We start from the raw sequence: 25,574 nt of genomic DNA, 5'->3' as shown, positions 1-25,574 counted from the left end.
GACGTCGGATGGAACTCTTCATCGCCATCTTCACCGGCACCATCATCGCCGCCACGCCGCTGATCTTTGCAGCACTTGGCGAGCTCGTGGTCGAGAAATCCGGCGTGCTCAATCTCGGCATCGAAGGCATGATGCTGATGGGTGCGGCGCTTGCTTTCTGGGCGGTCACGGCCGGCTATCCGATGCCCGTTGCAATCCTCGCCGGCGCGCTGGCCGGCGCTGCCGCCTCACTGCTCTTCGGCGTGCTGGCGCTAACCTTCCTCACCAACCAGTATGCCGCCGGCTTGGCGCTGGCGATCTTCGGTTCCGGCGTGTCGGCATTCATCGGTCGCGGTTTCGGCAGCGATCCGATCGAAGCGCTGCACGGCGTCAGCATGCCCATCCTCTCCGACCTGCCGGTGCTCGGCCCGCTGCTCTTCCGCTTCGATCCGCTTGTATACCTGGCACTCTTGATGTTCGTGGCGATCAGTTGGTTCCTTTATCGCACCAAGGCAGGCCTCATCCTGCGCACGATCGGGGAATCGCCGCAGACCTCCCACGCCATCGGCTATCCAGTGATCCGGATCCGCTACATGGCGGTGCTGTTCGGCGGGCTGATGGCAGGCCTCGCCGGCGCCTATCTGTCGGTCGCCTACACGCCGCTCTGGGTCGAGAACATGACCGCGGGCAAAGGCTGGATCGCCTTGGCGCTGGTGGTCTTCGCGACATGGCGGCCGCTGCGCGTTCTGCTCGGCGCCTGGCTATTCGGCGGCATGACGATCCTGCAACTCCAAGGACAGGCTCTAGGTCTTCAGGTCCCATCCGAACTGCTGTCGGCCCTGCCTTATCTGGCGACGATCGTGGTGCTGGTGCTGATCTCGCGTAACCGCCAGATATTGGCGCTGCATTTTCCAGCCTCGCTGGCAAAACCGTTTCGACCGGCCGGTTGAGGCCCGCCCTTCGCACGTTGTTGCCAGCGATTGCCGCACGCAATGTCGGTGAGCTTTTTCGTCATCCGGGGCCCCGCGCTATGTTCAGCAGGTCACGTCAACAAGATCGAGAAAATTGACCAACGGGACCCAAATCATTTCATCCAAATCTCGCTATTGACGCCAAGAGCGGGTCAGCAAGATGTCGCCATGCGGAAGCTGCGCACGAAGCTGTCCACCACATTGTCGAGGTCGGCCATCGACAGGCAGAGCGGCGGGCACATTCTGATGACGTTGCGGTACGGACCCGAGCGGCTGGCGACGAGGCCCTGACGCCGGGTTTCCTCGAAGACCTGCAAGGTTGCTTCGGGCGCCGGCTCCTTCGTTGCGCGGTCCTTCACGAGCTCGATGGCGAGCATCAGGCCTTGTCCCCTTACGTCGCCGATCAGCGGGAAATCTTTCCTTAGCTCCTGAAGCCTTTCCTTCAACGCGCCGCCGACCTTGGCGGCATTCTCCTGGAGCCGCTCGTCGCGCATCACCTTGAGCACCGCGCGGCCTGCCGCGCAGGCGACGGGATTGGCGCCGTAAGTGTGGAACAGGAACTTGTCGGCCATGGACTCCGCGACGGCGCGCCTGGCAATGACGGCGCCGAGCGGAATGCCGTTACCGACACCCTTGGCGACGACGACGATGTCGGGAACGACGCCATGCGATTCGAACGCCCAGAAGGCATCGCCAGTGCGTCCGACGCCGGACTGCACCTCATCGATGATGCAGACGCCGCCCGCCGCCCGCACGCGTTCGAAAGCGCCGGCGATGTAGCCGGCAGGCATCGGCACGATGCCGCCATAACCCTGCACCGGCTCGATGATCATGCCGGCCAACCGGCCGCTGGTCGAGCTGGATATGGCGCGCTCGACCTCGTTCAGATATGGCTGCACGCCTTCGCCGTGGACGCCGCGATACTGATTGGGCTCGGCTACGAACGTCACCCCGCCAAGTTGCGGCACCTGATGACGAAAACCGGCTATGCCTGTTACCGACTGGGCGCCGAATGTGGCGCCGTGATAACTTGAGCCGAGCGCCAGCATGTCGATGCTGCCGGTGTGCGAGCGCGCCATCAGCAAGGCAAGGTCGATCGCTTCGGCGCCGCTGTTGGTGAAATGCACGACCCAATCGTGACCGGCCGGCATCGTCGCCACCAGTTCCTCGGCGTATTGGGCGGGAACCGGATGGTAGAACATCGTCGTGCAATGCGTCAGCTCGCTCACCTGCTCGGTGGCGGCCTTGACCACCTGCGGATGGGCGTGGCCGACCGAGATGCACAGGTTCATGCCGAGCAGGTCGATGTATTTGCGGTCCTTCTCGTCCCAGACATATTGGCCCCTGCCGCGCTTGAGGATCAGCGGTTCCTTATAGGGAACGAATTTGCGCTGCGAGGCCGAATAGAAGCGGTTCCGCCGATCGACAATCGCCTCGGTCGACCAGTCGATGTCCAGACTTGAATGGAAGTGCGGAGCGTTCATGCCGTATCTCCAGTGTTGCGAATTCCGGAGATTGAAAACACGGAATGCGTGGCGCGCACACCGGCAAAGCTCGTCATCAGGATAACTGATGAAGCTGATTAGTCGCTCCTCGAGGGGCGGTCGAGCGTGTAGCAGTCGGCCGGAAGGCCGGGCAGGCGCGTGCTGATCGCCTGGGTCAGCACTTCCGCGGTGCGGTCGGCGAAAGCCTCGGGGATATTTCCGAGTTCGCGCTCACGCGCCACCAGCAGAATGTTGCGTGACAGGCTGGTGAAGGGTAGAGGATGGACGTCGATCTCCATGCCTTCCGCTAGGCCATCGATGAGCAAGGTCGGCGTCAGGATGGCGAAGCCCATGCCAGCGGCCACCGGCGCCATCACCACGCTGGAACGATCGCCTTCCATGGCGCGCGCAATCTCGATGCGCAGCCGGCTGAGATGCTGATCGACGCGCAGGCCGACAGGCGTCTCGCGCGAGAAGCGCACGAAGGCGAGCTTCTTGGACAGCTTGACGATGTCGCCGACATCGCCGGCAAAGCCTTTCGGCGTCACCAGCAGGAATTTCTCGGTCATCACCGGATAGCGCGTCAGCCCCTCGATCTCGAACAACTCTCCGGAGGTAACCGCAAGGTCGGCGCGGCGAGCGCGCAGCAAAGCGACGTGGTCGGTAGCGAGCCCCGCGAACAGGCTGAGCTCGGGAATGCCGAAGTTCTTGCGGGCCAGCACCGAAAGCGCCGGCGCCAGGGTGGTCGCGATCGACGCCAGAAGCGCGATGCGCAAAAGCGGCAGCGGCGCCGCGTTGACGCGCCGCGCATCCGTGCGCAAGCCCTCGACCTCGCTCAGTATGGCGACCGCGCGGCGATGCAAGGCGATGCCGGCCTTGGTGAGCTCGATCGGTCGCAGATTGCGGTCGATCAGACCGACGCCGAGCGCGCTTTCCAGATTCTTTAGATGCTGGGAAGCGGCTGATTGCGTCATGCCCAGCATCTGCGCCGCCTGCGTTACATGCCTGGTCTCTACGATGGCGACGAACACCTCGATCGACCGGAACAGATTGAAATCGAAACTGCCGCTCTTCACCCGCAACTCCGCCCTCAGGGCTCCATAAGTTTTCCTAATGTTGCGAAATTTAGGTTGAGCGCAAGAGGCTTGGCGGAAAAGATCGCCCGGTTCGATCCAGCAAAGGTAGCTTACAAGGTGAATGACAGCGCACGCATCGTGATCATTGGCGGCGGAGTCATTGGCCTCGGCATAGCCTATCACCTGGCTGAATTGGGTGTGAGCGATGTCGTCCTCCTGGAACGCCACCAGCTGACCAGCGGCACTTCCTGGCATGCAGCCGGAATCGTCGGTCCGTTGCGCGCCAGCCTCAACCTGACAAGGCTGGCGCAATATGCGACCGAGCTGTTTCCACGCCTCGAGGAGCTGACCGGCCAGGCGTCCGGCTACAGGCGCACCGGCGGCCTCTGGCTGGCGCGGCGTCCGGAGCGCATGGACGAGTTGAAGCGCATCGCGCATATGGGCGATGTCTGCGGCCTGACGGTGGGGATCGTCGATCAGGCCGGCGTGGCGGAACGCGTGCGCGGCATCGTCGCCGACGAGATCGAAGGCGCGCTCTGGGTCGAGGAAGACGGTCAGGCCAATCCGGTCGACATCTGTGCCGCCTACGCTAAACGTGCGCGCGCCGCCGGGATTCGCATCCTGGAAGGGGTTTCTTGTTCAGGCATAGTGACCCGCAATGGACGGGTCGCGGGTGTGAGGCTCGCCTCGGGCGTCACCATCGATTGCGAGATCGTCGTCAACTGCGCCGGCGCCTGGGCGCGCGATGTTGGTGTTCTGGCCGGCGTTCCGGTGCCACTGCAGGCGGTCGAGCACATGTATGTGGTGACCGAGCCGATCACCGGCCTGCAGGATCCGTTCCCGATCCTGCGCGACCTCGACGAAGGCATCTACATCAAGGGCGATTCCGGCAAGCTGGTGCTGGGCGGGTTCGAGCCGAATGCCAAGATCTTCGACGTCCGCGGACCGGCGGGTGACAGGCCTTTCCTCGAACTGCCGGAGGATTGGGAGCAGTTCGAACCGTTCATGTCTGCCGGGCTGAAGCTTCTGCCGGCGCTGTCCGATACCGGCATACGGCATTTCATGAATGGGCCGGAGAGTTTTACGCCGGATACACGTCCGCTGATGGGCGAGTCGCCCTATCTGCGCGGCTTCTATGTCGCCGCCGGCTTCAACTCGACCGGCATGATGTCGTCGGCCGGTGCCGGCAAGGCGATGGCCGAGTGGATCATCGACAGCGAGCCCGGGCTTGATCTCTGGGCGCTCGATATCGCCCGTTTCGACCGCTCGGCTGCGGCGCGTTCCTTTGTCGGCGCCAGGATGGAAGAATCAGTTGCCGATCTCTTCCGCATGCACTGGCCCTACAAGCAGGCATCCGCCGGTCGCGATGTGAGGCGTTCCGCCTTTCATAGGACCTTCGCAGAAGCCGGCGCCGTGTTCGGCGCACCGACCGGCTGGGAGCGTCCGCTGTGGTTCGGCGGAGAGGAGACGCGCGGCTACTCCGTGGGAACCCAGAAATGGTGGGGCGCGGCCAAGGCCGAAGCCGAGCGGATGGCGCAAGGCGTCGGATTGTTCGAGCTTTCGCCCTTCACCAAGATCGACGTGCGCGGACGCGACGCGGCCAAGCTGATGCAGAGGCTGTGCACGGCCGATGTCGACCGGCCCGAAGGCCGCGCCGTGTATACACAGATGCTCAATGCGCGCGGCGGCATCGAGGCCGACGTGACGGTCGCGCGGGTCGGAGCGGATGCTTTCCGTGTGATCTCGGGTGCAGCGACAAGGCAGAAAGACCTCGCTTGGATTAGCCGCCATGCCGAAGATCTTGGCCTCAATGTTTCGGTCTTCGACGCCACATCCGCTGAGGCCGTTCTCGGCATCATGGGGCCGCGCTCGCGCGACCTGCTGCAAGGCCTGACCGACGCCGATCTTTCCGATGCGGCATTTCCATTTTCCACCTCACAACGCATAGATATCGGCACCGCCAACGTCCGCGCCATCCGAGTCAGTTTTGTCGGCGAGCTCGGCTTCGAACTTTACGTGCCGGTAGAGCATGCCGAAAGCGTGTTTGCCACGATCATCTCGGCTGGCAGCGGCTATGGCTTGGCGCTTTGCGGGCACTACGCACTCGATGGCTGCCGCTTGGAAAAGGGCTACCGCCATTGGGGACACGATATCGGTCCGAAGGACACGCCATTGGAGGCGGGCCTCTCTTTTGCGGTATCCTGGAAGAAGAGCGATTTCATCGGCCGCGAGGCGCTGCTTAGGCAGAAGGCCGAGGGCGTACAGCGCCGGCTGATGCATTTCGCCGTTGAAGGAGCTAACCCCCTTCTGCTGCATGACGAGCCGATCTATCGAAACGGCAAGCTGGCCGGATTGACGACCTCGGGCGGGCTCGGCGCGCGCACGGGCCTCAGCCTTTGCCTTGGCTACGTCGCCAGCGATCCGGGCGAGCCGAAAACGCAGCTCTTTCAGTCTGACTACGAAATCGCGGTCGCCGGCACACGCTACAAAATGCGTACGCTCGACAAACCGCCTTACGACCCAACCGGAATGCGCATGCGCGGACATGCGGAGGAGACGCTATGAGACAACATGCCCGCGTGGTCATTATCGGCGGAGGCGCCATGGGCGTGTCGCTGCTCTATCACCTTGCCAAGCGAGGCTGGAGCGATGTCATGCTTGTCGAGAGACAGGAGCTGACGGCAGGCTCAACCTGGCATGCGGCGGGGCTCTGCACGCATTTCGCCCACAATGCAACGATCATGGAGATGCGCGCCCATTCGGTGCGGCTCTATCGCGAGATACTGACCGCCGAGACCGGACTGCCAACCGGCTTCCATGCCAGCGGCGCGCTGCGCATCACCCGCTCGAAAGCGCGCATGGATGAGTTCCGCCATGTGCAAGGGCTCGGCCGGTTCGTCGGCCATGACTTCCACATCCTGAGTCCAGCCGAGCTCAAGGATATCTATCCGCTCTGCCACACGGACGAGGTCATCGGCGCAATCTACGAGCCTAATGACGGCCATGTCGATCCGACACTGGCCACCAATGCCATGGCCGCTGGCGCGCGCTCGCGTGGCGCCGAGATCGTGCGGCATAATCCGGTACTGGGGATCGAGCGCAAGCCGTCCGGCGAATGGCTGGTGCGCACGGAGCAGGGCGACATCGTTGCCGAGCATATCGTCAACGCCGCCGGCACATGGTGCCGAGAGATCGGCGCAATGATGGGCATCGACCTGCCTGTCGTGCCGATGCTGCACCAATATGTCGTGACCGACACCGTTCCGGAAATCGCCGAGCGCATCGCCGCCGGCGCCAAGGAACTGCCGATCATCCGCGATCCGGAAGAGAGTTGGTACCTGCGCCAGGAGCGCGACGGCTACATCGTCGGCCCTTATGAGAAGTCGGCCCATCCGTGGGCGATCGACGGGGTGCCGCCGGAGTTCGGCATGGAATTGCTGCCGCCCGATCTCGACCGCGTCGAGCACATCATCGCGCTGGCCATGGACCGGGTGCCAGCGCTCGCCAATGCCGGCATCAAGACAGTGGTCAACGGCCCAATCACTTTCACGCCCGACGCCAACCCGCTGATCGGCCCTGCCTTTGGCCTCGGCAATGCATGGCTGCTCACCGGCTCCAGCATGGGTGTGATGGAAGGCGGCGGCGCCGGCCGTTTCCTTGCCGACTGGATCATCGACGGGGCGCCGCGCAGCGATGCGCTCGCCATCGATCCGCGCCGCTTCGGCAATTATGCCGACCGCGACTATCGCATCGACAAGGCGGTCGAAGGGTTCGGCCTGCAATTCGGGATCCACTATCCCAACGAAGAACGCGACGCCGGCCGGCCGCGTCGCACGACGCCGGCGCTGGACCTTCAAAAAAGCCAGGGCGCCGTGCTGGGCGTCGCCTATGGCTGGGAGCGGCCAAACTGGTTCGCCGTCAAGGGCGCCGACCGCGATCCGCCGCTGACCTTCCGCAAGCCCGGCTGGTTCGACGCCGTGCGTGGCGAGTGCCTTGCCGTGCAGGACAGCGTCGGCGCCATCGACCTCTCCGCCTTTTCCAAATTCGAGATCGGCGGGCCCGGCGCCAGCGCGTTCATGGCGTCGCTCGGCGCCAATCGGCCACCCGAACGCCTCGGCCGCATCGGCCTCATTCACGTGCTGACGGCGAATGGCGGCGTGGCGTCGGAATTTACCGTGACGCGCTTCGGCGATGACGGGTTCTATCTCACCAGCGCCGCCCTCGCGGAAAGGCATGACGAGGATCTGCTGCGCTCGCGCGCCGCGGAATTTCCTGGCGTGACGATCGACAACGTCACGGAAAGACGGGGGGTGCTGGGGGTGATGGGGCCGCGCGCCCGCGACCTGCTGGCAAAGATCTGCGAAGCGGATCTGTCGAATACGGCATTTCCCTGGCTTTCCGCGCAGATCATCCGGGTGGCGGGCATCAAGGCGGCTGCACTTCGGGTCTCCTATGCAGGTGAGCTCGGGTGGGAATTGCATGTGCAGCTCGCGCAATTCGGTAAGCTTTACGAAGCGGTCGCCAAGGCCAGCGCGCAGTTCGACCTACGTCCGTTTGGCATCTATGCACTGAACGCGATGCGGCTGGAAAAAAGCTATCGCGGCTGGGGCGCGGACCTGACCACCGAGCGGACGCCGCTGGAGGCTGGATTGAGCGCTTTGGTCAAAACCGAGGGGCGGACATTCGTCGGCCGCGAGGCGATGCTGGCACGCCTCGGCGACAGCTCCTGGACAATGGCGTTGCTCGAGATCGACGATGACGGTGAACGTCTGCCTTTCTACGCCCACGCGGTGATGCAGGCAGGCCGCCCCGTCGGGATCGTCACCTCCGGCGCGCGTGGTTTCCGGACCCGCAAGACGCTTGCCCTCGCCTATCTGCGGCCCGGTATCTCGCCGCAGCAATTGACGGTTTCCATCCTCGGCCGGGAGTTCTCCGCGCGTGAGCTTCGCGAGGCGCCTTACGACCCAGCCAATATGCGGCTTCGCGGACTTCAGCCCGCCGAGCAGTCTGCCTTAACGCCCGCTTGATATCGGAGCAGACCATGGACAAGGAAGCGACGATCACCACCGAAACGCATGCTCCGAGAACCGGCGGCCGCGCAGGAAGGCTCGGCCAGCGCAGCGCGCGGCAGGCGCCGCGGCGCCCCTATATCCGCCGCAGGATCGGCACCTTCAACATCCTCGATGAGGAGGGGCTGAGCCTGATCGAAGCCAATGCCGACCAGTTGCTCAAGGAAGTCGGCATGGAATTCCATGACGATCCCGAGATCCTCGATATCTTCCGCAACGCCGGCGCTGACGTGCAGGGGACGAGGGTACGCTTCGAGCCCGGCATGTGCCGCAAGATCATCCGCGCCACCGCGCCTTCGCAATTCAAGCAGCATGCGCGAAATCCCGAGAACACGGTGATGATCGGCGGCGACAATACGGTGCTCTGCCCATCCTGGGGACCGCCCTTCGTGCATGACCTCGATCGCGGCCGCCGCTATGCGACGATCGCGGATTTTCGCGATCTGGTGAAGATGCACCAGATGATCCCGCATCTGCATCATTCGGGCGGCGTCGTCTGCGAGCCGGTCGACCTGCCGGCCAACAAGCGCCATCTCGACATGCTCTATACCCACATCCGTCATTCGGACCGCGCCTTCATGGGCGCGTTCATCGGCTCGAAGCGGGCGCAGGACGCGGTCGACATGGCCAAGATCGTCTTCGGCGAAGAATTCGTCGCCAACAACGCCGTGCTTTATAACGTCTCCAACACCAATGCGCCGCTGGTGCTCGACGCCAACATGTCGGGCTCGCTGAAGGTCTATGCGCGCAACAACCAGCCGGTCGCCTGCACGCCCTGGACACTGGCTGGCGCGATGAGTCCTTGCACCGTCGCCGGCACGCTGGCGCAAGTGCTGGCCGAAGCGCTGGCCTGCCTCAGCCTCGTGCAGTTGATCAATCCCGGCGCGCCCTGCCTGATGGGGAGCTTCGCCAGCACCATCTCGATGCAGAGCGGCGCGCCGACCTTCGGCACGCCGGAGGCCGGCAAGATGGTGCTTGCGTGCGGGCAATTGGCGCGGCGCGTCGGCGTGCCGTTCCACACCGTCGGTTCGCTGTCGGCTTCCAAGCTTCCCGATGCCCAGGCCGAGCAGGAGGCGACCTGGGGTATATTGATGTCGATGTTTGCCGGCGCCAATGTCATCAACCATGCCACCGGCTGGCTCGAGGGTGGGCTAGTGACCGGCTTCGAGAAGACGGTCATCGACGCCGACCTCTGCGGCAAGCTCGCCAGCCTGTTCGAGGGCATCGATCTTTCCGTCAACGCGCAGGCGATGGAGGCCATCGAGGCAGTCGGGCCGGGCTCGCATTTCCTCGGCAGCGAGCATACGCAAGCCAACTTCCTTTCCGCCTTCTACCGATCCTCCATCAGCGACAACAATTCCTTCGAGCAGTGGAACGAGGAAGGACGGCTGGATGCCGCGCAGCGCGCCAACCGGCAATGGAAGCGGCTGCTCGAGGACTACCACGACCCCGGCCTCGATCCGGCGATCGACGAGGCGCTGCAGGCCTTCATTGCCAACCGGAAGGCCAGTGAGCCCGATCAAGCCTATTTCTAGAGCGACCTGGCTCAGAGCACGTTGCGGAACGCCAGCGACCTTATGCACTCCATCGATTTTCCTTATGTGATGAAATTTGGGATGGATTGCCTGCATGTTCCGCTAACCTGATGGGTAGACTGAATGAAATCAGCGCAACCAAGTTGGGGAACACCATGAAAGACTACCTGCTCAAGACCGCACTCGGCGTCCTTCTGCTGACGCCCGCGGCTTCTTCTTATGCTGCCGACGTGACGATGCCAGACCCGAATTACGCCACCGCGACGGCGGTCATGAACGTCATCAAGAACGCGGCCGAGCAGGAACTGGGGCTGGATGTTTCGACGGTGACGACCACCGCCGTTCCGGTGATCTGGGAAGCGATGAATCGCGGCAAGGGCGAGGTCGATATCTGGCCGGACGTCTGGTTGCCCAACCAGCAAGGCCTTGTCGACAAGTACGTCAAGGGCGCTGGCACCGTGAAGCTCGCCCAAAACGGCTACGAAGCCAAGCAGGGCTATTGCGTCACCCAGGTCACGGTCGACAAATATCACATCAAGGATGTCTCCGATCTCGCCAACCCGGACAACGCCAAGCTGTTCGACACCAATGGCGACGGCAAAGGCGAGATGTGGATCGGCGCGTCTGGCTGGCAGTCGACCAACATCGAGAAGGTCAGGGCGCGTGATTACGGTTTTGCCGATTTCTTCGACCTGCAGGTCACCGACGAAGCGGTGGCGGCGGCCTCGCTCGACCGCGCGGCGAAAGCCGACAAACCATGGGTCGGCTATTGCTACAGCCCACACCAGAATTTCGCCCGCTACAAGCTCGCCTTCCTGACCGAGCCGAAGAACGACCCGGCGAAATTCGTCGTCGTGCAGCCCAACGACGATCCGCAATGGTTCGAAAAATCGAAGGTGTCGTCGGCCTATGCTGACACCACCGTGCATGTTGCCTATGCTGCCACGCTGGCGCAGCGCCAGCCGGACCTGACGGCGGCGCTGGAGCGTATGAGCTTCAACCCGGACGACATCTCGAAATGGGCATACGCTATCATCGTCGACAAGAAGCCGGCCGACGAGGTGGCCAAGGAGTGGATCAAGGTCCATCCGGGCGACGTGGCAAAGTGGTTCGGCCACTGAGCGGAGTGGCGCACGGCGACCATGGCCGGGAAGCGTAGGCGTGGACGCCGTGTCGGCCAACCTGAACCCTAAGCGGAGCGGCTCGGCCGCTCCGCCCGCTATCGTCATGAACGGCGTCTGGAAGGTGTTCGGTCCGCGCGCGCCCGAGGCCATGGCATCCATCCTGCGCGACAGGCTGGACAAGGAGGACGTGGTCAAGCGGTTCGGCTGCGTCGTCGGCGTGGCCGATGTCAGTATCTCGGTCGCACCCGGCGAAATCTTCTGCGTGATGGGTCTGTCGGGCAGCGGCAAATCGACCTTGATCCGCCATATCAACCGACTGCTCGAACCCTCCGCCGGCGAGATTTTCGTCGACGGCGAGAACATCATGACGAAGACGCCTGCCGAGTTGAGGACGATCAGGTCGCGCAAGGTCAGCATGGTGTTTCAGAGCTTCGGGCTGCTGCCGCACCGCACAGTGCGCGACAACGTCGCGCTGCCGCTGGAAATCCAGGCGGCGAGCAAGCAGCAACGCTTCGACGTCGCCGAGGCAGCGCTCGCCAAGGTCAATCTCTCGGGATGGGGCGACCGCTACTGCCACGAGCTTTCGGGCGGCATGCAGCAGCGCGTCGGCTTGGCCCGCGCGCTGGCGGCGGATTCGGCTATCCTTCTGATGGACGAGCCGTTCAGCGCACTCGACCCGCTGATCCGGCGTCAGCTTCAGGATGAATTCCTGGAACTCTCGCGGTCGATGGGCAAGACAGTGGTGTTCATCACCCACGACCTGGATGAAGCGATCCGTATCGGCGACCGCATCGCCATCATGAAGGACGGGATCATCATCCAGATCGACACGCCCGAAGACATCGTGACGGCTCCCAGGCACGACTACGTGGCTAAATTCGTCGCCGACATTTCGCGGCTGAAGGTGATCACCGCCGGTCGCATCATGGAGCCCGTCAGCGGTTTCAGCGCAAAGAACCCGCAGTCGGACGTGAAATCTTTGCGCCGGGTGGTCGCGCAGCAGCCGCTCGGGGACCTGGTGGAACTCGCGGCCCAGGATGAGGCGCCGCTGGCCGTGACGGACGCAGAGGGAACAATTGTCGGCGTCGTCGACAGGCAGCTTCTCCTGGATGGATTGCGAAAGGGCGGACAATCGTGAACGCCCGTGATCCGCACGCCACTGGGCGGCTTGAACCGCCGACTGAAGGCCGCCTGGTCGAAGAGTTCGCCGTTCAGAACCCGCATTATTATGTCGACCGCTTTTCCCGCATCCGGCGGGCGCAAAATTCTGTCTGGCCCTTCAACGTCGCAGCCGCGGTGCTCGGTCCGGTCTGGGCGGCGGCGCGTGGCATCGCGGTGCTGTTCTGGATCGTCTTCTTTCTCGAAATGCTCGCGGTCGTTCAGGTCGGCATCGGCGCGGTCGGCAATCTCGGCGCGGCCGAGCAGGCGCGCGCCGAGCGGCTGACCAAGCAAGCTACGGCGCGGGCCGAACAGGCACAGGCGGCGCAAGCTTCAGGCGCGGACAATGCTGAGGGTTTGAAATCGTCGGCCGCGGCGTTGCAGAGAGCTGCGGACAAGGCAAGCGAACAAGCACAGGCGGCCGGGCAGAAAGCGCCCTTGCTGATCGGAACGGGCCTTTTGACGCTGCTTTTCGCGCGGATCATAAGCGGGTTCCTTGCCAACCGGCTGCTCGAGCGCCGCTTCGCCCGCTGGCGATCGAACCAGGCTTTGGGGCATGGGCTCAACTATCCGCTTGCGCTGTGCGCGTTTATCTTCTGCATCTTGGCCTATGGCCTCTCAATTTACCGTTTCGCCTGGGCAAGCCCGGCCGGCTGGATCATGGCGGCGCCTTCCAATCGCGATTGGCAGGTTGGCCTGTCGTCGGGGCTGGACGGGCTAATGGAAGGGATATCGCATGCGGGCGAAGGCTTCTTCGGCGCAGTCACCGGCGGCATATCGCTGGTACTCGACGGTCTGTCCTACGCGCTGACCGGCATGCCATGGCCGGTGACGATGGCGGTCATCCTGATCCTCGCCTGGCAGTTGGCCGGGTCGCGGGTCACCATCTTCACCGCCGCTGCGCTCGCTTATCTCGCCCTGCTCGGCTTCTGGGAAAAAAGTCTCGAAACGGTGGCGCTGCTTGGAACCTCGGCGGTGCTTTGCCTGGTGATCGGAATCCCACTTGGCATCTGGTGTGGCCGCAGGCCGCGCGTCTACACCGCCTTGCGGCCGGTGCTAGACTTTATGCAGACCATGCCGGCCTTCGTCTATCTCATCCCGGTGATCGCGCTGTTCGGCATCGGCAAGCCGCCTGGTGTAATCGCCACGCTGATCTTCGGCACGCCGCCCGTCGTGCGGTTGACGGCGCTTGGCCTGCAAGGCGTTCCGCCGGCAATCCGCGAAGCTGCACAAGCCTATGGCGCCACGCGATGGTTCCTGCTGACGCGGGTCGACCTTCCTCTCGCCATGCCGTCGATCATGGCCGGCATCAACCAGACCATCCTGATGTGTCTTTCGATGGTGGTCATCGCGTCGCTGATTGGCGCCAAGGGGCTCGGAGAAGACGTACTCAACGCCCTGCAATACGCCGCTGTCGGCCAAGGTTTGCTCGCGGGCTTCGCCATTCTGCTCTGTGCCATGGTGATCGACCGCATCGTGCAGGGACGAGCCAGGTAAAGTCCACCATCAACGGTGCCGCGTAGCTATTCGACTGGATTCTGTCTTCTGCCTTCCCAGGAAGGCTAAAGCGCGTCGCGCTGAAGCGGATTCAGGCGACGCACTTTAGGCCTTTGTTTTCATGCATGTCGTTATCGCAAAATCGCTGCACACTTTTGCGCGACATGCATTAGTGCTTCAATATCTGGCTGAGAAACAGCTTCGTCCGATCATGACGCGGGCGGCCGAAAAATGCGTCTGGCGTGCCCTTCTCGACGATCTGTCCGGCATCCATGATGAGGACGCGGTCGGCCACTGCCCGGGCAAAGCCCATCTCATGCGTCACGCACACCATGGTCATGCCGTCGCGGGCCAGTCCGGTCATCGTCTCCAGCACCTCCGAGACCATTTCGGGGTCGTATCGCCTGCTCGCGCTTATGCCGGCGGAACGTATCGAAAGCTATGGCAAGGCCGCGGCCGTCGGGGTCGCAGGCGAGATCGAGCACGCCTCGGCCATGATCCACACGCTGCGCTTCGGCAACGTGTTCCGCGACGCCGTCGGCGGCACGACCTACCTCGAATTCTGCAACACCCGCAACGCGCCGGGCGCGCTGCTGTCGCTGCCGATGATGCACAAGAGCGAGAACGGCCGGCGCTCGCGTTTCATCACCGCCAACTTTCAGATCGCCGACGGCCCGGCCGCGGACGAGATCGTCGTGGCCATCGGCGCGGCGTACGGTGGCCGGCTCCATCCGCGGATTGCGGACCGCTTTCAGGACATGAAAGAGATGGAGCAGGAGGCCGCTGGATAAGCGCTTGTGCGCAACACGCTGGCGTTGTTGTCGATAGTCCGCTTCAGGAACGAGCAAGGCCCGCTTAAACGGCCGAGACGAGGGGCAAAGCAGACACGCCTTTACGCAGGCAATTCTACGCTACAGCGCTCGCACCATTCGAAAGCACTTTACGGGATGCGGGCCCAGATCGGCCTGCCATCTCGAAGATGGAGATCCCCAGTCGAGTAAGAGTGAGACATGAAGGCAATTCATAGGGCAGCGAAAACCACCGCCGAAACTAGGCTATCGCCGCCGTTTGTATCCGTCACTCCCACTCGATTGTGCCGGGCGGCTTCGAGGTCACGTCGTAGACGACGCGGTTGATACCCTTGACCTCGTTGATGATGCGGGTGGCGGCCGCACCCAGGAAGTTCATGTCGTAGTGGTAGAAGTCGGCTGTCATCCCGTCGACGGAGGTTACGGCACGTAAAGCGCAGACGAATTCGTAGGTGCGGCCGTCGCCCATGACCCCGACCGTCTGCACCGGAAGCAGCACCGCGAAGGCCTGCCAGATCGCGTCGTAGAGTCCGGCCTTGCGTATCTCGTCGAGATAGATGGCGTCGGCCTCGCGCAGGATCTCCAGCTTCTCGCGCGTGATGCCGCCCGGGCAGCGTATGGCGAGGCCGGGACCGGGGAACGGATGGCGGCCGATGAAGCTTTCGGGCAGGCCGAGCTCCTTGCCGAGCGCCCTCACCTCGTCCTTGAACAGTTCGCGCAGCGGCTCGACCAGCTTCATGTTCATGCGCTCGGGCAGGCCGCCGACATTATGGTGCGACTTGATCGTCACCGACGGGCCGCCGGAGAAGGAGACGCTTTCGATGACATCGGGATAGAGCGTGCCCTGCGCCAGGAAATCGGCGCCGCCGAGCTTCTTCGCCTCGTCCTCGAACACTTCGATGAACAGGCGGCCGATGGTCTTGCGCTTCTTTTCGGGATCGGCCTCGCCTTCCAGCGCCGAGATGAAGCGGTCGGAGGCGTCGACCAAGATCAGCGGCAGGTTGTAGTGCTGGCGGAACATCTCCACCACGCTTGCCGCCTCGTCCTTGCGCATCAAGCCATGGTCGACGAGGATGCAGGTCAGTTGGTCGCCGACCGCTTCGTGGATCAGAAGTGCGGCGACCGAAGAGTCTACGCCGCCCGAGAGCGCGCAGATGACCTTGCCCTTGCCGATCTGCTTGCGGATCGTTTCGACCGCGTGCTCGCGATAGGCGCGCATCGTCCAGTCGCCCTCGATGCCGGCGATGTTGTGGACGAAGTTCCGGAGCAGCCTGGCGCCGTCCGGCGTGTGCACCACTTCCGGATGGAACATGATGCCGTACATCTTGCGCTCGATATCGCCGAAGATGGCGAAGGGCGAGCTTTCCGACTTGCCGAGCACCTTGAAGCCCGGCGGCAGTTCGATGACGCGGTCGCCATGGCTCATCCACACCTGGTGGCGCTGGCCGGGCGCCCACAGGCCTTCGAACAGCGGGCTCTCCTTCTCGATCTCGACGAAGGCGCGGCCGAACTCGCGGTGGTTGGAGCTTTCGGCGACGCCGCCCATCTGCACGCAGAGCGCCATCTGGCCATAGCATATGCCGAGCACCGGCACGCCGGCGTCGAAGACGACCTGCGGCGCGCGCGGGCTGCCGATGTCGGTGGTCGAGGCCGGACCGCCCGACAGGATCACCGCTTTCGGCTTGATGCGCTTGAAGGCCGCTTCGGCCGATTGGAACGGCACGATCTCGGAAAAGACGCCGGCCTCGCGGATGCGGCGGGCGATAAGCTGGGTGAACTGGCTGCCGAAATCGACAATCAGTACGGTGTCGGTGTGATTGGCTGTCGTCGTCATGGCGAGCCTTTAGAGAAAGAAACGAGTCGGCGCAATGGGCTCAGCGCTGCGGCTTTCCGTCCTTTTTGGCCTATCCCAGCCGGATCGCGCCGGAGACGACCGCCTGCTCCAGCAAGTCGATGGCAGCGGCCAGCTTCTCGTCGATCACGTGCAGATATTCCGTCCAGTCGTTGACGTGCCTGAGATCGGCCGCGCCGTCGGAAATGCCGCGCAGGCCGACCAGCGGCACGCCGAACAGCTGGCAGGCGCGCAAGCAGGCGAAGGTCTCCATGTCGACCATGTCGGCATCGATGACGTCATAGGCGGCGCCGGAAATGATCGCGCCGCCGGTCGAGAGCGAGGCGGCCTTGACACCCGGGATGACGAAAGGCAGCGGCACCGTCACCGGCAGGTCGAGGAAAGGCGTCGCGCCCTTCTCGAAGCCGAGCGGCGAAGCGTCCATGTCGCGATAGCTCACCGACACGACCTGATAGATCTCGGCCTGTTCCAGCTTGCGGCTGCCGGCCGAGCCCAGAGAAACGACCAGGTCCGGAAGCGCTCCCTCGGCTTTCAACGCCGCAAGCTCGGCGCCCAGCCTGACACCGGCCTCGACCGGGCCGACGCCGGTCATCAGCGGCGTGAACAGGTTTTTCAGGTGCGGGCCGTATTCGGCCTCGACCGCCATGACGAAGAGAACCGCCTTGCCGGCAATCTGAACTGCACCCGCCATGGATCAGCCTTCTATTCCGTCGCGGCCGACCACCGTCATCATGGTGCCGGTCATGGTGGCGATCAGCTTGGCCTCGCCGTCGGCGGCGAAGGCATAGGCCTGGCCGTCGGCGACGATGATGGTGCGGCCGGGTTTGGTCACGGAACCGCGGAACAGGAACCGCTCGCCCCTGCCCGGAGCCAGAAGATTCACCTTGAACTCGATGGTCAGCACGCTGGAATTCTGCGGCATCAGCGAAAAGGCCGCGTAACCGCAGGCGGAGTCCAAAGCGGTCGAAATGACGCCGGCATGCAGGAAGCCATGCTGCTGGGTAAGCGAGGCGGAATAAGGCATCTCGATCTCGATGATGCCGGGCGTCACCAGCGTCAGCTCGGCGCCGATCGTGGCCATTGCCTCCTGCCGGGCAAAGGACGCCCTGACGCGTTCCTCGAAGTCGGGAGCCGGTACGATCTTGGCTGCTGCCATGGCGCTTTGCCTCATATTGCTGGCGAAGTTTATTGCAGAGCCCGGCAAAACAGGCAATCTTTTATGCTGCAGCGCAGCAAAAGCCGGTTGTCTTCAAGCAGCCCGGCGCAAGGCGTGGAAATAGAACCCGTCGGTGCCGCTCAACGCCGGTGACAGCGAGATGCCGCCGCCTTCGCCGATACGCGCGGCTCCTTCATGACCAGGGAAGCGGCCATCCCAGAGCTGACGATGATCGACCGGCGCAAAGCCTTCATGGCGCTCGCGGAAGGCCGCGACCTGCTCGCCGTTCTCGGCATCGAACACCGAACAGGTGATGTAGACCAGCAAGCCGCCCGGCTTGACGAAGGCCTGCGCGGTGTCGAGGATCGCCTGCTGCTCTCCCTTGCGGGCATCGAGCTGCCTTTCCGTCAGCCGCCATTTGGCGTCGGGCCGTCGCCGCCAGGTGCCGCTGCCGGTGCAGGGCGCGTCGATCAGCACGATATCCATGTGGTTGGCGAGCGGCGCAAGCTCCGCGGGCTTGCTGACGACCTGGACGTTGCGGTTGTGCGAACGGCGGATGCGCTCGAAGATCGGCGCCAGCCGCACCTTCTCAGCATCATGGGCGAAGAGCTGGCCCCGATTGTCCATCTCGGCCGACAGCGCCAGCGTCTTGCCGCCGGCGCCGGCGCAATAGTCGAGCACCTGCATGCCGGGCGCGGCGCCGGCAAGTGCCGCGGCAAGCTGCGAGCCCTCGTCCTGCACTTCGAACCAGCCTTTCTGGAAGGCGGGCTCGGCCTGCACGTTGGGGTGCCGGCCGTCGCCGTCGATCGGCGGGATGCGGATGCCGTGCGGCGCGATCGCCGCCGGCGCGGCACCCGTGCCCTGGAGCTCGGCCAGCACCTTGGCATGATCGGCCTGGAGCGTGTTGACCCTCAGATCCAGCGGCGGGCGCTGCGCCAGGGCGGCGCCTTCCTCGACCCAGGCCTCGCCATAGGCTTGCTCGAGCAGCGGCGCGCACCAGTCCGGGATATCGGCGCGCACCACGTCGGGCGCGTCGGCCAGCCTGCGGCCGGCGGCTGCCTTCAGCTCGCCGGCGTCGAGCAGCGGCGGCGCGAATTTGTCGCCATCGAGCGCGTCGTTGAGCGACTGCGCCGTCTGGCCCCATTCCAACAGAAGCGCGCCAAAGCCGATGGCGCGCGGCGTGTCCTCGCCGAACAGCCAGCCGGCCGAGCGTTTGCGGCGCAGCGCGTCATAGACGATGTTGCCGATCGCCGCGCGATCGCCGCCACCGGCGAAGCGATGCGACAGGCCCCAGTCGCGCAGGGCGTCGGCCACCGGCCGGTGACGCCGGCCGATGTCTTCCAGAATCTCTATCGCCGCCGCCAGCCTTCCGCCCAGTCGCATCCTGTTTTCCGTAGCTGTTTACAAATCGGGTCCAGCCCGCTCTTAAAGCCTTTCAGGCCAGGATTGAAACAGTTCCATTCGGTTTGCCGATGAAATGACGTTTCAAGACCGGACGATTTGGCCGAACGGTTTTTCCATGGCGAGAGGTGCGGCCGGGAAACAAGAACAATCGATCAGAACATGAAAGACTTCTAATGTTTTGATTGACGCCTGCAAGAAAGCCGACCGGCTTAACCTCCCAGCTTTGCAAGTGTTGTCCACAGGAATACTCTTCCACCAGTGATTCGCGGCGCGGGAAACGCGGTTTGGCGGGTCCGACAAGGAGAGGGCAATGAAGACTTATCTGGCAGAAGTTCTCGGCACATTTTTGTTGGTGTTCATCGGCACCGCCTCCGTGGTCACGGGCGGTTTCGGCGGCGCGCTGCCGCTCGGACAGGAAGGCATCGGCCTGGCGTTCGGCATCGGTCTGATCGCCGCGGCCTATGCGATCGGCCCGATCTCGGGCGCGCATCTCAATCCGGCGGTGACGCTGGGCGTGTTCCTGGCGGGGCGGATGCCGGCCAAGGATGTCGTCCCCTACTGGATCGCGCAGGTCATCGGCGCCATCATCGCCTCGCTGGCGCTGTGGATCATCGTATCGGGCCAGGCTGGCGGCCACACCGGTGGCTTCGGCGCCAATGGCTGGGACGAGACGAAATGGGGCATGAGCTCGGCCTTCCTGTGGGAGCTGATCGGCACCTTCACCTTCGTCACGGTGATCCTCGGCGTCACCAACGCCAAGCACACCACCGCCTTTGCCGGCCTGGTCATCGGCCTGACGCTGGCGGGGATCCACTTCGCCATGATCCCGGTGACCGGCACCTCGGTCAATCCGGCGCGCTCGATCGGCCCGGCGCTGTTTTCGGGCGGTGCTGCGCTCAGCCAGCTCTGGCTGTTCATCGTCGCGCCGCTGATCGGCGGAGCGATTGCCGGCGTGGTCGCCAAGGCCGGCATCTTCGAGAAAGACTGATAGCTCTGGATAAATGCAAAAAAGGCGCGGGCATGACCCGCGCCTTTTTCGTTGGGAGGATGCGATCTTACTTCGCGGCGATGTCGAAGCGGTCGGCGTTCATCACCTTGGTCCAGGCCTTGACGAAATCCTTGACGAACTTCGCCTTGGCGTCGGCCGAGCCGTAGACCTCGGAGAGCGCGCGCAACTGCGCGTGCGAGCCGAAGATCAGGTCGGCACGGGTGCCGGTCCACTTCACTTGCTTGGTCTTGCGGTCGCGCGCTTCGTAGACCTCGTCCGAGCCCGGCTCTGAGCCGGCCGCCGGATCCCACACGGTCGCCATCGAGAGCAGATTGACGAAGAAGTCGTTGGTCAGCGTGCCCGGCCTGTCGGTGAAGACGCCATGCTTGGAACCGCCGGCATTGGCGCCGAGCACGCGCAGGCCGCCGACCAGTACGGTCAGTTCGGGCGCCGTCAGCGCGAGGAGCTGGGCGCGGTCGACCAGCATCGCTTCGACCGACATCGGCAACCGACCGCGAGCATAATTGCGGAAGCCATCGACCTTCGGCTCCAGGGCAGCGAAGGAGGCGACATCCGTCTGCTCCTGCGAAGCGTCCATGCGGCCCGGCGTGAAGGGCACCGTCACCTCGGTGCCACCGTCCTTCGCCGCCTTCTCGATCGCGGCGACGCCGCCGAGCACGATGAGGTCGGCGAGCGAGACCTTCTTGCCGCCGGCCTGCGCGGCGTTGAACTCCTTCTGGAGAGCTTCCAGCTTGGCCAGCACCTTTGCGAGCTGGGCCGGCTGGTTGACCTCCCAGTCCTTCTGGGGCTCAAGCCGGATACGGCCGCCATTGGCGCCGCCGCGCTTGTCCGAGCCGCGGAAGGTCGAGGCCGAAGCCCAGGCGGTCGAGACCAGCTCCGAGACCGAGAGGCCGGAGGCCAGGATTTTGGCCTTGAGCGAAGCGATGTCGGCCTCGCTCACCAGCTCATGGTCGATCGCCGGGATCGGATCCTGCCAGATCAGCTCCTCCTTCGGCACGAGCGGACCCAGATAGCGCACGACCGGGCCCATGTCGCGGTGGGTGAGCTTGAACCAGGCGCGGGCGAAGGCATCGGCAAACTGTTCCGGATGCTGTTGGAAGCGGCGCGAGATCTTCTCGTAGGCCGGGTCGAAACGCAGCGCGAGGTCGGTGGTGAGCATCGCCGGCGCGTGACGCATGGAGGGGTTGTGCGCGTCCGGAACGGTGCCGGCTCCGGCGCCGGCCTTCGGCGTCCATTGATGGGCGCCGGCCGGGCTCTTCGTCAGCTCCCATTCGTAATTGAACAGGTTGTCGAAGAAGTTGTTGCTCCATTTGGTCGGCGTCGTCGTCCAGATGACCTCGAGGCCCGAGGTGATGGCATCGCCCGCGATGCCGGAGGCGTATTTGCTCGACCAGCCGAGGCCTTGTGCCTCGATGCCCGCGCCTTCGGGCTCGGCGCCCACCAGCGAGGCGTCACCGGCGCCATGGGTCTTGCCGAAGGTATGGCCACCGGCGATCAGCGCCACGGTCTCCTCGTCGTTCATCGCCATGCGGCCGAAGGTCTCGCGGATGTCGCGCGCGGCGGCGATCGGATCCGGCTTGCCGTTCGGGCCTTCCGGGTTGACGTAGATGAGGCCCATCTGCACGGCGCCGAGATGGCCGCTAAGCTCACGGTCGCCCGAATAGCGCTCATCGCCGAGCCACTTGGTTTCGGAGCCCCAGTCCACGTCCTGCTCCGGCTCCCACACATCGGCGCGGCCGCCGGCGAAGCCGAAGGTCTTGAAGCCCATCGATTCCAGCGCGACGTTGCCGGTGAGGATCAGAAGGTCGGCCCAGGAAATCTTGCGGCCGTATTTCTGCTTGACCGGCCACAGCAGCCGGCGCGCCTTGTCGAGATTGGCGTTGTCCGGCCAGCTGTTCAGCGGCGCGAAGCGCTGCTGGCCGGCACCGGCGCCGCCGCGGCCGTCGCCGATGCGATAGGTGCCAGCGCTGTGCCAGGCCATGCGGATGAAGAGCGGCCCGTAATGGCCGAAGTCGGCCGGCCACCAATCCTGCGAATCCGTCATGACCTTGGTGAGGTCCTTGACCACCGCATCGAGGTCGAGGCTCGCGAACTCCTTGGCGTAGTCGAAATCTTCGCCCATCGGGTCCGACAGGTTCGATTGCTGGTGCAGGACGGCAAGGTCGAGCTGGTTCGGCCACCAGTCACGGTTGGTCCGGCCGGCGGATCCATGCGCCACTGGGCATTTGCCAGCGCTGTTATCGTCGGTTTTGGCGTCCATCTTAGTCTCCGATTCTGCAGAGGTTTTTGCCGAGGTTGAATTTTGCCGAGGTTGATTTTTCCCGAAATTCTCGGGGGCGGCCGCTGGCCGCGCCAACCTGGAATGATTCCAGACTAGGCCGGCCAGCCGATAAAGACAAATTGCCTTTCCTGTTTCATTTGATAGGATTTTCTTATGATTGGCCTCACCGTCCGACAGATGCAGTATTTCGACGCGCTGGCGCAGACGCTGCATTTCGGCCGCGCAGCGAAGCTTGCCGGCGTCAGCCAGCCGGCCCTTTCCGCGCAGATCGCCGAGATGGAAGAGCGGCTGAACTGCCTGTTGTTCGAGCGCGGCGGCAAGACGGTGCGCATGACCGACGAGGCGCTTGCCCTGCAGCCGCGTATCGAGCGCATTCTGGCCGAAATACGTGACGTCGAGACGACTGCCCGGCGCGGCCGCCCTACCATGGAGGGACGCTTCCGGCTGGGCATCATCCCGACGGTCGCGCCCTACCTCCTGCCGCATGTGCTGCCGGAGTTGAGAAAGCACTACCCTTCCCTCCAGCTCGAACTGCGCGAAGCGGTGACCGCGTCGCTGGTCGAGGACGCGACGTCCGGCCGGCTCGACGCCTTCATCGCGGCCTTGCCGCTCGATCAGCCGAAAATCGTCACCGAAGAACTGTTTCCCGACCGCTTCTTCCTCGCGGTTCCCGCCGGCGATCCGGCCTTCGCCTCGCCGCCGGTGCCGCCGGAGAGCCCGGCGCTTGAGCGGCTGATGCTTCTGGAGGAAGGCCACTGCCTGCGCGAGCAGGCCCTGGCCGTCTGCGGCAATGTGCGGCCGGTGGCGATGGCAAGCTACGGCGCGACCAGCCTGACGACGCTCTTGCAGATGGTGGCGCATGGGCTCGGCGTCACGCTGGTGCCGGAAATGGCGGCAAGTGCCGCCGGAGTCATGCCGGATCTGAGGATCGTGCCGTTCCAGGAGCCGATGCCGCAGCGCATGATCTGCATGGCCTGGCGCAAGAACAAGGTGCGCCAGGACGAGTGCGCGGAACTGGCGCGGATCATACGCGGGCTGGATCGGGCGGTGCTTGCGGCGCAGGTGAATAAGCGCAACAAAACTTGACGGGTATCTTGTAAAACGCAAAATTTATGGTATCAAATCCCTTAATACGAAAGGGACACCGATGATCGATATCCGCCGGGCCATTCTTGATGCGCTACCGAAAGACCTGTTGCTCGATCTTGAAGATCGTATGCGAGCAGAAGCCATGAAGGCGCGCGAAATCGTAGACCGAGAGCTGCCGCTCAACGCGAAGCGCAGTCGAGAGGCCGAAGGACAGATTCGCTTCCGCCTGCAGGAGCAGGGCTACGAGGAAGTCGTGCAATTGCACGGCGGGCACCTTCTTGTTGACGGTGTAATGCTCGGCACCAACCTCAAGGTTTTCCAGCCCTTCGCTCGCTTCACCGGTCCCAATGTAGGGGTTATTCTCGGCTTCGCATCGATGCCCGAGCGACGTAAGATTCCGCCGAAAAATATGTCCCGGGCGGCGGGCGTGACGCTGAATGTTGCTCTTCAGCCGACTCTTTTCACGGATGAGAGCAGCCCAAAGCTAACCGATCTCTTTGCCCTCTTCCTGACCGCACGGGATCGCCAACATGCGGGATTGATCGAAGAGATCGCCATCGGTGTAATTGGCTCGAACTACAAGGATTTTATCTTCTACGAATCTCTGGATGCGTTCCTGAGCGGATATAATTCGGACCCGGTTGCACCCGATGGTCCGATTCTTCCGGACGAGGGCGGTAAGGTCGTCAAGTTGCGCCAGACACGGAAACCGTTCATTCCGCCGGAGAAGCGCCCAGACAAGGGCGTAGAGGACGGTACTGCCGACTAAGTCGGCGCCTTGACTTTATAGTTGAATAGTTGCTCCGCATCGCAAAGGTGCGGGGCCAATTGGACTCGAAGTAATGCGGATTGGTACCCCAGGGTTCATCCCTGCCCGATTGACCGAAGCTCGCGAGGCTCGGCGAATCACAACGAAATCCGCCCTTGCCAGGCGAGTCGGTGTAAGCCCGACTTCGGTTTCGCGGTGGGAGGATGAGAACGCTGACCAGAGCCCTGATTATGTGACGCTTGTTCGACTGGCCCGAGAACTTCAGGTTCGCCCTGAATTTTTCCTACGACCGCCATTTCAAAGTGACAGGCCAACTTTTCTACGGTCGCTCTCAAGCACACTAGTGCGCGACCTCAATTACCAGAAATCGCAGATGCATTGGCTGCAGGAGATCAGCTTCGTGCTCGGACACTACGTCGACCTACCCGAAGTCGACATTCCCGATGTTCTCGGGGGTGCAAGTTACACTGAACTGCGTGACGACGACATTGAGACCATTGCCCTGCAGCTGCGGCGACACTGGAAGATGGGTGAAGGCCCGTGTGGCGATATCGTCGCGCTGATGGAGCGCATTGGGATCGTTGTCGCGGCTATTCCCATGAACACGACCAAGCTGGACGGCTTATGCAGTTGGACACCCATTGATGGTCGACCGCACGTGCTGTTGGCAACCGACAAGATGTCATTTCCCAGGCGCCAAATGGATGCGGCTCACGAGCTAGCCCATACCGTTCTACATCAACAGGTGCCGGAGCAAGAATTCCAAGACAATCTGCGTATGATTGAGCAACAAGCGTTTCGCCTTGCCAGCGCACTATTAATGCCGTCTACGACTTATCCCCACCAGGTTAGGCACCCTTCGTTGGCGATGTTCACCAACCTTAAGGAACGTTGGCGTGTTTCAATCAAGGCACAGATAAAGCGCCTGTCAGACCTTGATATCATTCCAGAAGATTTCGCGCGCCAGCTTTACAAGCTTTACTCCGCAAAAGGTTGGTCAAAAGGTGAGCCGCTAGACCAACATTGGCCGGTCACAGCGCCCAAGGCGCTGCGGGATAGCCTAATGCTGATTGTCGATAACGAGGTGCGTACCAAGGAAGATTTGCTTGCGACTGAATTCACGATTTCGGCAGCCGATCTCGAAAACCTATGCAATTTGCCTCATGGTTGGTTTGATCGGGAATCGGCGGAGGTTGTTTCACTGAAATCTCGCGAAGACCTTCCTCAACGCCCCAAAACCAGTGTAGGCGAGATCATCCCATTTCCTGAAAAAAGACGATGAGCCTGCGTCGACGCTACGAACCATTTACCG

Annotated in this window: 18 protein-coding genes and 2 pseudogenes; 12 read left to right on the top strand and 8 right to left on the bottom strand. The window is 63.3% G+C overall.

The genetic code is table 11. The features are described 5' to 3' along the window. The first annotated feature begins 8 nt into the window (after positions 1-8). On the top strand, positions 9-929 hold the full coding sequence (locus tag FJ424_RS18960; RefSeq protein ID WP_140654072.1) for an ABC transporter permease: 921 nt from the start codon (positions 9-11) through the stop codon (positions 927-929). 173 nt (positions 930-1,102) lie between these two features. Here FJ424_RS18960 and FJ424_RS18955 read toward each other — a convergent pair whose 3' ends face one another. After that, the gene (locus FJ424_RS18955; RefSeq protein WP_140654070.1) at positions 1,103-2,434 is read right to left on the bottom strand and encodes an aspartate aminotransferase family protein; all 1,332 of its coding nucleotides are present in this window, start codon (positions 2,432-2,434) and stop codon (positions 1,103-1,105) included. Between the two features lie 98 nt (positions 2,435-2,532). Next, positions 2,533-3,510 (bottom strand): LysR family transcriptional regulator, encoded by a 978-nt coding sequence (locus FJ424_RS18950; RefSeq protein ID WP_181182040.1) that lies wholly within the window; start codon positions 3,508-3,510, stop codon positions 2,533-2,535. Between the two features lie 117 nt (positions 3,511-3,627). Between FJ424_RS18950 and FJ424_RS18945 the strand changes: the two genes are divergently transcribed. The 6 genes from FJ424_RS18945 to FJ424_RS18920 all read left to right on the top strand — a co-directional run bounded on the left by FJ424_RS18945 (position 3,628) and on the right by FJ424_RS18920 (position 13,893). Continuing rightward, a complete protein-coding gene (locus FJ424_RS18945; protein WP_210239429.1) occupies positions 3,628-6,075 on the top strand; it encodes an FAD-dependent oxidoreductase in 2,448 nt (815 codons plus the stop codon). Further along, on the top strand, positions 6,072-8,537 hold the full coding sequence (locus FJ424_RS18940) for an FAD-dependent oxidoreductase (protein ID WP_140654065.1): 2,466 nt from the start codon (positions 6,072-6,074) through the stop codon (positions 8,535-8,537). The genes FJ424_RS18945 and FJ424_RS18940 overlap by 4 nt, the downstream gene beginning before the upstream one ends. A gap of 14 nt (positions 8,538-8,551) precedes the next feature. Beyond that, positions 8,552-10,114, top strand: coding sequence for a trimethylamine methyltransferase family protein (locus FJ424_RS18935; RefSeq protein WP_140654063.1), 1,563 nt, complete (start codon positions 8,552-8,554; stop codon positions 10,112-10,114). 155 nt (positions 10,115-10,269) lie between these two features. Beyond that, positions 10,270-11,235 (top strand): glycine betaine ABC transporter substrate-binding protein, encoded by a 966-nt coding sequence (locus FJ424_RS18930; protein ID WP_181182039.1) that lies wholly within the window; start codon positions 10,270-10,272, stop codon positions 11,233-11,235. Between the two features lie 106 nt (positions 11,236-11,341). Beyond that, positions 11,342-12,376: a betaine/proline/choline family ABC transporter ATP-binding protein gene (locus FJ424_RS18925; RefSeq protein WP_140654103.1), complete on the top strand. Its 1,035-nt coding sequence runs from the start codon at positions 11,342-11,344 to the stop codon at positions 12,374-12,376. Continuing rightward, the gene (locus FJ424_RS18920; protein WP_210239428.1) at positions 12,373-13,893 is read left to right on the top strand and encodes an ABC transporter permease subunit; all 1,521 of its coding nucleotides are present in this window, start codon (positions 12,373-12,375) and stop codon (positions 13,891-13,893) included. The genes FJ424_RS18925 and FJ424_RS18920 overlap by 4 nt, the downstream gene beginning before the upstream one ends. Positions 13,894-14,062: 169 nt before the next feature. Here the strand turns inward: FJ424_RS18920 and glnQ are convergent. Further along, positions 14,063-14,290 (bottom strand): annotated as a pseudogene (gene glnQ / locus FJ424_RS18915) (glutamine ABC transporter ATP-binding protein GlnQ); the annotation flags it as partial. 4 nt (positions 14,291-14,294) lie between these two features. On the opposite strand from glnQ, the pseudogene FJ424_RS18910 reads away from it, so the two are divergent. Next, positions 14,295-14,684: pseudogene (locus FJ424_RS18910) on the top strand (amino acid synthesis family protein); the annotation flags it as partial. A 286-nt stretch (positions 14,685-14,970) separates the two neighbouring features. On the opposite strand, the gene guaA reads toward FJ424_RS18910, so the two are convergent. The 4 genes from guaA to FJ424_RS18890 all read right to left on the bottom strand — a co-directional run bounded on the left by guaA (position 14,971) and on the right by FJ424_RS18890 (position 19,093). After that, positions 14,971-16,536 (bottom strand): glutamine-hydrolyzing GMP synthase, encoded by a 1,566-nt coding sequence (guaA, locus tag FJ424_RS18905; RefSeq protein WP_140654059.1) that lies wholly within the window; start codon positions 16,534-16,536, stop codon positions 14,971-14,973. Between the two features lie 70 nt (positions 16,537-16,606). After that, positions 16,607-17,245 carry a 5'-methylthioadenosine/S-adenosylhomocysteine nucleosidase gene (locus tag FJ424_RS18900; RefSeq protein ID WP_140654057.1) on the bottom strand — a complete coding sequence of 213 codons (639 nt, stop codon included), beginning with the start codon at positions 17,243-17,245 and terminating at the stop codon, positions 16,607-16,609. A 3-nt stretch (positions 17,246-17,248) separates the two neighbouring features. Beyond that, complete coding sequence (locus tag FJ424_RS18895) at positions 17,249-17,710, bottom strand: PaaI family thioesterase (protein WP_140643944.1); 462 nt, start codon at positions 17,708-17,710, stop codon at positions 17,249-17,251. Between the two features lie 93 nt (positions 17,711-17,803). Then, a complete protein-coding gene (locus FJ424_RS18890) occupies positions 17,804-19,093 on the bottom strand; it encodes an RsmB/NOP family class I SAM-dependent RNA methyltransferase (protein WP_140654055.1) in 1,290 nt (429 codons plus the stop codon). Positions 19,094-19,424: 331 nt separating this feature from the next. Between FJ424_RS18890 and FJ424_RS18885 the strand changes: the two genes are divergently transcribed. After that, on the top strand, positions 19,425-20,102 hold the full coding sequence (locus FJ424_RS18885; protein WP_140643940.1) for an MIP family channel protein: 678 nt from the start codon (positions 19,425-19,427) through the stop codon (positions 20,100-20,102). 67 nt (positions 20,103-20,169) lie between these two features. Here the strand turns inward: FJ424_RS18885 and katG are convergent, their stop codons facing one another. Continuing rightward, positions 20,170-22,383 carry a catalase/peroxidase HPI gene (katG, locus tag FJ424_RS18880; protein ID WP_140654053.1) on the bottom strand — a complete coding sequence of 738 codons (2,214 nt, stop codon included), beginning with the start codon at positions 22,381-22,383 and terminating at the stop codon, positions 20,170-20,172. A gap of 174 nt (positions 22,384-22,557) precedes the next feature. On the opposite strand from katG, the gene FJ424_RS18875 reads away from it, so the two are divergent. From FJ424_RS18875 to FJ424_RS18865, 3 genes are all read left to right on the top strand, one after another. Then, positions 22,558-23,490, top strand: a complete 933-nt coding sequence (locus FJ424_RS18875) for a hydrogen peroxide-inducible genes activator (protein ID WP_140654051.1) — start codon at positions 22,558-22,560, stop codon at positions 23,488-23,490. Positions 23,491-23,551: 61 nt separating this feature from the next. Next, positions 23,552-24,262 (top strand): hypothetical protein, encoded by a 711-nt coding sequence (locus tag FJ424_RS18870; protein WP_140654049.1) that lies wholly within the window; start codon positions 23,552-23,554, stop codon positions 24,260-24,262. A 343-nt stretch (positions 24,263-24,605) separates the two neighbouring features. Further along, a complete protein-coding gene (locus FJ424_RS18865) occupies positions 24,606-25,544 on the top strand; it encodes an ImmA/IrrE family metallo-endopeptidase (protein WP_246677291.1) in 939 nt (312 codons plus the stop codon). Positions 25,545-25,574: the final 30 nt, after the last annotated feature.

It is taken from the genome of Mesorhizobium sp. B3-1-8 (assembly GCF_006439495.1).
Lineage (GTDB): Bacteria > Pseudomonadota > Alphaproteobacteria > Rhizobiales > Rhizobiaceae > Mesorhizobium.
This window is presented reverse-complemented; position numbering and strand designations above follow the sequence as displayed.